The following is a 7,606-nucleotide window of genomic DNA, read 5'->3' on the forward strand; positions in this document are numbered from 1 at the left end:
GTCCGCAGTGCGATACATCCGCACCGCACGCTCACGCAACTCCAGCGAGTATTTCCTTGGGGCAGCCATGGTCGTAGGTCCTCTCATGAGTCCCACCTGACCCTCGGTCAGCTCCCTCCGCATCTCGGGGGAACCTCAGGACAGCGAACGCAGCCGTTTCGGCTGGCTGTGGTTGTGAATCCAATCGTGTGCGGTGAAAGTGCTGGTGGGCAGCCCAGCCCGAGGGCGTTCGCGGTCACACACTCCATGCTCTGGTCGTCCTACTGGTGGTCGAGGGGTTCGGCGGCATACGTGCCGTCGCCGAGCGGGGCATCGGTCAGTTCGAAGCGCTGGGACAGACTGCCGACCCGGCGGGTGACGACGCTGCCGGGGGCCCGGGTGGTCTCGTAGTACAGAGGGGTGCCGTCGGCGCCGGTGGTGCCCAGCAGACTGAAGCGGCGCAGCACGCGGGGAGGTGTCGGGGTGGTCCGGCGACGCCGGCAGAGCCGGTTGGCTGCGGCGGCGAAAACGGTGACGACCAGACCGACTGCAATCGGAATCAGGAACTTGTCGAAGAGGGCGGACACGGCGGTATCACTCCTGCGAGGCGGGTAGGGCCCGCCGCGGTGACGGGCCGCGCCGACTATGCGGCAGGCGGGGTTTAGCCGCGCAACCCCCCGTTCATCTGGTAGCTCCGTCCGGGAAGTTGGGAGCGGTCGGCGGATCTTCGTACAGCGCGCGCGGCACGTCGGCGTCGGCCGCCCAGCTCGGATGCACGGGATGCACGGCGAACGCGGACGGCGCCTCCCCGTCCCAGGGGGGCCGGGGCGCGGCGTCGTAGTGGGCGAGGGCGTCGCGGAAGACGGGTAGATCCTCACCGGACATCTCGTAGGCCGATGCCTGCCGCCATCCGTCCTGCGGGCCGCCGCCGTAGATCACGGTGACCGGCGCCTCGGTGCCTTCGGGCCACCAACCGTGCTTGACGCCGCGCTTGAGTGCGTAGGACAGGGCCACGGTGGGGCCGCGCAGTCCGCGCGGGAATGCCTCGCGCAGCACGGCGGCCTCCAGATGGCCGTCGGACTCTACGACCAGGCGCACAAACAGGCGGGCGTCCTCATTGAGTGTGTTCAGGAAGCCCATCGCCCTGTCGACGTCCCATGCGGTGTCGACGGAGACGGCCAGTTCGTCTCGATGCTCGGCGAGCAGGTCGAGCAGTTTGTGCTCGAACTTCTCGCTCGCGCCTTCAATGGTGATCCGCACAAGAACCTTCCCGCAGCACTCTACGTGTTCTCTATCGATCGCTATAGGTAGCGTTGCGGACTGGGGTCTGGGTTGTCTATAGCGACGACGTAGCAGTCTAGAGATCGCCAGCTCTTTGCAGGCAGGGGCATGCCGGATTCGGCAGGGCTCGGTTCGATGGCAAAACGACTGGGTTCGATGTCAACGGACAGTCGTTCGCCGGGGGCAGACAGAACAGATGCCGAAAGGACTAACACCCTGCCGGAAGAACCAGCCCGGCCCTACGGAGGCGCCTCTGCACGTGCACCATCCCATTGGTCCCTTCCGCCCTGATGCACAAGACCCGGTGTACTGGGTCACCCCTCGCCACTTGGCGGGTGACGACGGCGCGCTCGCCGAGCGGGTCGGCGACACTTTGGCCGGCTTCGGCTGGAGTATGTGGGCCACTGCCAGGAGCACGTTGTTGTATGTGAGCCCGGATGAGCTGTGCGGTGCAGAGTGGGTCCTCGCGGCCTACCCGTCCGAGCTGGGCGGCCTGCCCGTTGCCTGGCGGCTGAGCGCGCGTTCGCATCGTAACTCCGCGATGACGGAGCGGAACGCGTGCTTCACTGCTGGCAGCCCGTATGAGGCGCTCGCCGGTCTCCTCGTTGCGATCGACGCCCGCGCGGCCCGCGACGGCAGCTTCCCAGAGTCCGAGACGGTCCTCAAAGCGCTTACTGGCCAAGGCTGGATCCGCGACATGGGCCGCCCCCGCACCACCGACACGGACTCTGGGTTCTCCACCAGTATTTCCCTGGAGGTGCTGCCGCCGCTCGTCGAGGCCATCGACCCGCACCCTGACCTGGTGGGCTGGCAGGCGTGGGCGGAACTCGTGCTCGGCGCCCCGGAGCTGTGATGCGCCAGCTTCAGCGCCAGCGTCCCCCATGACTTGGTTGCCGCGCTCGCCTACTCGCTGGCCTCACCGGCCCCAACGCCGCGCCGCATCCTGCCCAAGCGCGCCGAGGGTCGGCTCAGCGTCGTCCGCCGAAGCTGACGCCCTGCGGCTTGGCGAGGCTTGTGCTGTCGACGCTGGTTCTCTGAGTTGTCCGTTCCCCGTGCCCACAAGATGAGAGAGGAAGACTGCGTGTTCCGACGATGTGCTCGTGCCCACCGTGAGTTCCGTGAGGCCCAGTGAGAAGCGCTCGCGTTGCTGCAGATGCACTCACTAGAGCCGCCGCGATTCGACACCGGCCAGGCCGAGCCACCGGCGTCGGCCGGATTGGACACGGAGGCGACGGTATCCGACTCCCTGCCACCCCACTTCAGCGCACCATCCCGCCAGGACGTCGCCGGGTTCATGATGCGCTGGCTGCAGCCGCTCGTCATCGACGGTGCAATCCACGCGTGCCCGGCCGACTATCGGCGTTGCTCGTCGATCAACTCGAGGTATCGGGCGTACTGGGCGTCGGTGACCTGGCGGTTGCGGATGAGGCTTCCTTCTTCCATGCGGTAGGTGCGGTCGGGATCACCCTTGAAGGACAGCCAGTTGAAGGAGGTGGTCACCCACACGTCGTCATAGACGAGGACCTTGGCGTGGGTACTCTTGAGCCGGGTAAAGGTGATTTTGTCCTGGTAGCGGGCGACGAGATTGTTGAGTTTCCGGACAGCGGCCAGGTCGGTCTTGGTGTCGTTGTCCTCGTAGCCGTAGGCGATGTCGATCTTCACGCCCCGGGTCAGGCGGGTTTCCAGACGGCTGAGGAACGTCGTGGTGATGATCGCGTTCTTGATCCACGGCGAGATGATCAGGAGACGCCGCCGGGCGTGGGTGAGGGCTTCGTCGAGGATCTCTGCGTGCTCGAAGACGCCGATGGCACGGATCTCGTCTGCCTGAGGTTGGGGTGCCGCAGGCGGGGCCGGCGCGGGGGCCTGGGAGCCGAGCTGGAAGGCAGCCTGTTCGGCGCGGTGCTGGGTTACCTCTTGGAGAGGGACGCGGGCCTTTTCCAGGTCGGGTTCCAGGAGGGGGCGATCAGGCGGCGGTTCGACGGTGATGCCGAGGGCCTTGGCGCCACCGTGACCGATCAGCTCGAGTTCGTGGGCCTGGCTGAGCTCGCCGTCCACGACGACGCCAAGCTGGATTTCGGTGCGGTCCTCGTCGGCGTACACGAGGAGCTTGACCGGGAGGACGCGGCGTGCCTTGGTCTGGCTGATGCTCTTGACCTGGAGCACCTCGCGGTTGGTGGTCCCGTTCTCCCGGAGCAGCGCGGTGATGTCGGCAGCCGTGATGTTGCTTTCGTCTACGGGGCCGGACCTTGCAACAGGCAGCACGATCAGGCCGTCTTCTTCGGCCAGTCCGCGCGGCACGGTGGTGCGGCGGTCGTAGGGTGCCACCTTCCCCAACATCTGGTCGTACACGAGTGGCTGGTTGACCCGCACTGGGACGACGGCGGCTGCCTTCTGCGCCGTGGTGCGGCCCTTGTCGGTGAGCCGCAGACCTGGGGTGCGGGCATCGTCTTGTGGAGCAGGCGGTCCCCACCTGAGGTTGTCCGAGCGGAACAGCTCGGCGACGGTCTGGTCCACCATCCGCTCGGGCACGCCGAGCATGCCCGCGACGTCGCGCCCGGTGTTCACGTTGCGGTCGACCAGCCGCAGCACAAACTCGTCCATCAGCGGCAGGCCCTTGCTGTCTTGGGCGAGGACTTCGGCGGTGATCTGTGCGACGGGGAGTGCTGCGTCGACGATGGTGACCAGCTCGAGCCCGGGACGGGCGTGGTGGTAGCGAACAGCCAGGAGACTGTCGGGGCTAAAGGTAGGCATCGCGAATCTCGCACTCTTCCGGGTGGCCGCTCATGTAGTCCAGGACGTCGCGCAGGGCCCCGGCCCGACTACGGCAGAATCCGGCGTCACCGATGATCATCAGACCGAAGCGAGCACGGCTGAGGGCAACGTTGATACGGCGCCAGTAAGGCTGGCCGAGGAAGCCGAGTTGACCGCGGTTGTTGCTGCGCGTCACGGAGAACACGGCGAGGTCGCATTCGCGGCCCTGCACCGCGTCGACGGACAACACCTCAGGGGTGATGTGCTTGAGCTTCAGGGCAGCCAGACCTCGCGTGAGTTCCTCTACCTGACGGCCGTAGGGGGCGATGACCAGGACATCGAGGCGACGCTTGTCATGAGGGACCTTGACCATCTTTTTGTCGATGGCCTGGTCGATGACCTCGAGGCGACGCATCGCCAGCTTGCTTTCGAGGGGGTTGGAGATGCTGGTCTCCGAGGAGGTCCGCTCGGATTCACGCCGACCGGGTAGGGCGCTGGTGTCCAGCCAGAGGACCGGCTTGTTGATCTGAACGTACCCCGGCAGTGTGTGGTCGTTGGGCGAGATCAGTTGTCCGTCGTAGAAGCAGGTACTGATCATGTTGCCGATCGCCGGCGTCATCCGGTACTGCTCGCGCAGAAGATGCTTGACCGGTGTATCTGTGCAGTTGGCGAAGTACTGGAACAGTGTGGTCATCACCAGCTCGGGAATGAGCTGGTGATCGGACATGATCTTCTCGTCGCGGAGCAGATCCTCGTCGATGGGAGGCAACTGGTTGGTGTCACCGACCAGCACCCACCGCTTAGCCCGGGCCAGCGGCACCAGGGCCTCGGTTGCGGTCGCTTTGGACGCCTCGTCGAAAATGCACAGATCGAATTCGAGATCCCTCGCTGCGGGGTGGCCAAGGAAGCCGAGAGCCGTGCCGCCGATGACGTGCCGAGTCCGCAGGAAGGCGCTGATCAGGTTCTGGTCGGTGCCGATGCGCTGCAGCCACTCGCCCTGCAGGCGCAGCAGGTCCATGAGCTCGCGCCCGGGGCCGGACGGGCCAAGAAGGACTTCGACCGAGTCGCGGGCATCGATGGCGCTGAGGTCCTCGCGCAAGGTGAGTTCGCCGGTGAGCATGGACTGGACCTCGGCGAACAGCTCGGCACGCTGTTCGAGCAGCTGCTCTTGGCGGGCGCGAATGGTGACGACTTCCTCGCCGAGGTCCCGGGCGGAGCTGGTGCGGTCAGGGGCCGGGCGGCTCGACAGTTCCTCGAGTTTGAACGATACGTGGGTCAGGTTGGCGGCTACGGAGGCGAGTTCCTCCAGTAGCAGGGCGGCTTTGAGATGCCGGGCCTCCAGCCCGTTGTTGGCGGCCACCGTGTCCAGGTACTTCTCCGCCCGTGCACGAACCCCCTGGGTCCATTTCTTGATCTGCTTGTCGAGGAGTAGCGGCTGGGCGCTCTCGGCAACCCGCGGGTCGTCGACGCGGCCCAGGCGGACGAGGCCGCTGATGCCGGCGTCCTCGATGCGCTTGAGCGCATTGTCGATGGCGATATGGGTTTGGCTGACGATGAGGATGCGGGCGTGGGGATCGCGCTTGAGCGTCTGCTCGACGATCTCGGCGATCACCGTCGTCTTGCCGGTGCCGGGCGGCCCCTCGACCAGCAGCAGATCCTGGGTTCCCAGGGCGTGGGCAACGACTTCGCGTTTGCTCTTATCGAGGTCGGCCCGGAACCACTGGGCGACCTCCGCGGGCGGACGTGAAGGAATGGCCGCGGGGTTGTCGATGAACTGCCGAAGGAGTGGGTTGGTCGTCTGTCCGGCAGCAACGGCGCTTAGGGCATCCCGCTGACGGTTGATGGCGCTCTGACTCGGCCCAAGGAATGGCAGCAGGACACCGCGAGAGGGAAGGACCGCCTTGGGGCGCGTCATCCGCAGCACGATGGTGTCGTCGGTCTGGTTGAGCACTTCGCCGCGGTCGACGGGCCGGCTATAGGGGTACTCGGCCACTGACCACTCTTCACCGATCTCCACTGCGGTGCCTGGCGCGGCGAGGTGGAAGACGCGGGTGTGGCCGCCTCCCTCTATCCGTTCGTACTCGATGGGCTGCCGGCCGTTTGCCGCCGCCTCCTCGCGAGCCTCCAGGACCCGTCGCCAACCGTCGAACAAGTCGCCGAGCTGGTGGCGCATGCGGTCCTTGGCATGCTCTTCGCGTTCAGTCTGGTGCGCATTGAGGCTGTCCAGCAGCAGGTTGAGCCCGTGATAGGCCGGATCCTCGCCTGGATCGTCGAAGGTCCAGGTGAGGATGGGCCGGAGCTTGAGTGAGGACTCGCGGCGCCTGGCCATCCACTCTTCCGATCGCTCCTCCGCGGAAATGATGACGCACCTGTCGTCGTACTCTTCGTCGTTGACTAGGCGGAGGAATAGCGTGCGGCCGAACACCCGCACCGTGGTGTCGTCGATCTCTTTGGTCTGCGGGTTGTAGCCGTAGTCGACGTGAACGGTGCCGGAGATGTCCGCCAGGATGTCGGACTTCACCTGCACCCAGTCGATCTCGTCGCCGGCCGAGGTGCTGCTCAGTTTCTCGGCTGCCCGGCGGGTCAGTTTCATCCAGAGCGCGTTGCGATGGCGTGCCTCACGGCTGCTGCAGATCTGCTCTGCTTCCAGGAGCCGATGCTCCAGGACGCTGGCGTTCGCCGGGCGCTTCTGCGGGTCGTAGTCGATGCAGGATTTCAGGATGCTACGGATCTCTGGAGCCAGCTCCAGCTCATCGAGTACGGCCGCCAAGTCCGGGTAGTCGCGGGCCTGGTTGCGGGACAGGACCTGGATGGCGAGGACTGCGTAGGCGTAGACATCACGGACGTACGGGATCGCGTCGCTCTGCTCCGGCGGCGCATACAGGGTCGAGCGGAAGTCGGCCACCGTCTCGTCCGTGGCGACGGCGGCTTTTGAAAGGAGTTTGGCAATCCCGAAGTCGGCGAGCTTAACTGCATCGTCATCGCTCAGCAGGACATTGCCCGGCTTCAGGTCACGGTGCTCGATTTGGTGCTCGTGCGCGTACGCGAGGGCGGAAGCCAGGGGCCCGCCGATGCGGGAGAAGTAGGCTGGCCAATCCAGAGGACGACCGTCTGCCATCTCATCCTTGAGGCTGCGGTCGATCCACTCCAGTGCGATGAAGTAACGCTCACGCTCGGCGTCCCAGCCAGAGTCGAGCATGTGCACGATGTGGGGATGGTCCAGTGCCTTGAGCGCCGATGTCTCCCGCTCCAGGAAGATCTCGCTGATTGCGTCGTCGCGCTGCTTGAGCAGTTTGACAGCCACGTAGTCGCCGCCTTCGCTGGTGACATCTACGGCCTTGCGGACCTCGGACAGTCCGCCAGGGCGGGCCTCCTGAGGCAGCAGCAGAAACCGGCCGTTGATTGTCTTTCCCACCCACTGCTCCCTGCTGATTGCTGTTGGTACAGCTCCCCCTACTGCCATCTTGCCAGCGCGTGTCTCATCGGATCAGCAGTTTGCTCTAAGACCGTGTCCTATGTGGTGAGGCGGGTGAATCGCTTGTAGCAGCACAGGGCTGCGGCGAGGCCGAGAAAGGCCAGGTAGTTGCGGGGGTGG

5 protein-coding genes are annotated in these 7,606 nt (G+C 65.7%); 1 reads left to right on the plus strand and 4 read right to left on the minus strand.

The annotated features are described in order from the left end of the window. Nucleotides 1-260 precede the first annotated feature (260 nt). Both ACFWWQ_RS29380 and ACFWWQ_RS29385 read right to left on the minus strand, forming a co-directional pair. Nucleotides 261-566: a hypothetical protein gene (locus ACFWWQ_RS29380; RefSeq protein ID WP_384602280.1), complete on the minus strand. Its 306-nt coding sequence runs from the start codon at nucleotides 564-566 to the stop codon at nucleotides 261-263. A gap of 94 nt (nucleotides 567-660) precedes the next feature. Further along, complete coding sequence (locus ACFWWQ_RS29385) at nucleotides 661-1,239, minus strand: hypothetical protein (RefSeq protein WP_384602282.1); 579 nt, start codon at nucleotides 1,237-1,239, stop codon at nucleotides 661-663. A 448-nt stretch (nucleotides 1,240-1,687) separates the two neighbouring features. Between ACFWWQ_RS29385 and ACFWWQ_RS29390 the strand changes: the two genes are divergently transcribed. Next, nucleotides 1,688-2,113: a DUF317 domain-containing protein gene (locus tag ACFWWQ_RS29390; RefSeq protein WP_384602283.1), complete on the plus strand. Its 426-nt coding sequence runs from the start codon at nucleotides 1,688-1,690 to the stop codon at nucleotides 2,111-2,113. Between the two features lie 500 nt (nucleotides 2,114-2,613). On the opposite strand, the gene ACFWWQ_RS29395 is transcribed toward ACFWWQ_RS29390, so the two are convergent. After that, on the minus strand, nucleotides 2,614-4,011 hold the full coding sequence (locus ACFWWQ_RS29395) for a hypothetical protein (protein ID WP_384602285.1): 1,398 nt from the start codon (nucleotides 4,009-4,011) through the stop codon (nucleotides 2,614-2,616). Beyond that, nucleotides 3,998-7,426, minus strand: a complete 3,429-nt coding sequence (locus tag ACFWWQ_RS29400) for an AAA domain-containing protein (RefSeq protein WP_384602286.1) — start codon at nucleotides 7,424-7,426, stop codon at nucleotides 3,998-4,000. The genes ACFWWQ_RS29395 and ACFWWQ_RS29400 overlap by 14 nt, the downstream gene beginning before the upstream one ends. Between the last annotated feature and the right edge of the window lie 180 nt (nucleotides 7,427-7,606).

This window comes from Streptomyces sp. NPDC059080 (assembly GCF_042739975.1).
GTDB lineage: Bacteria > Actinomycetota > Actinomycetes > Streptomycetales > Streptomycetaceae > Streptomyces > Streptomyces benahoarensis.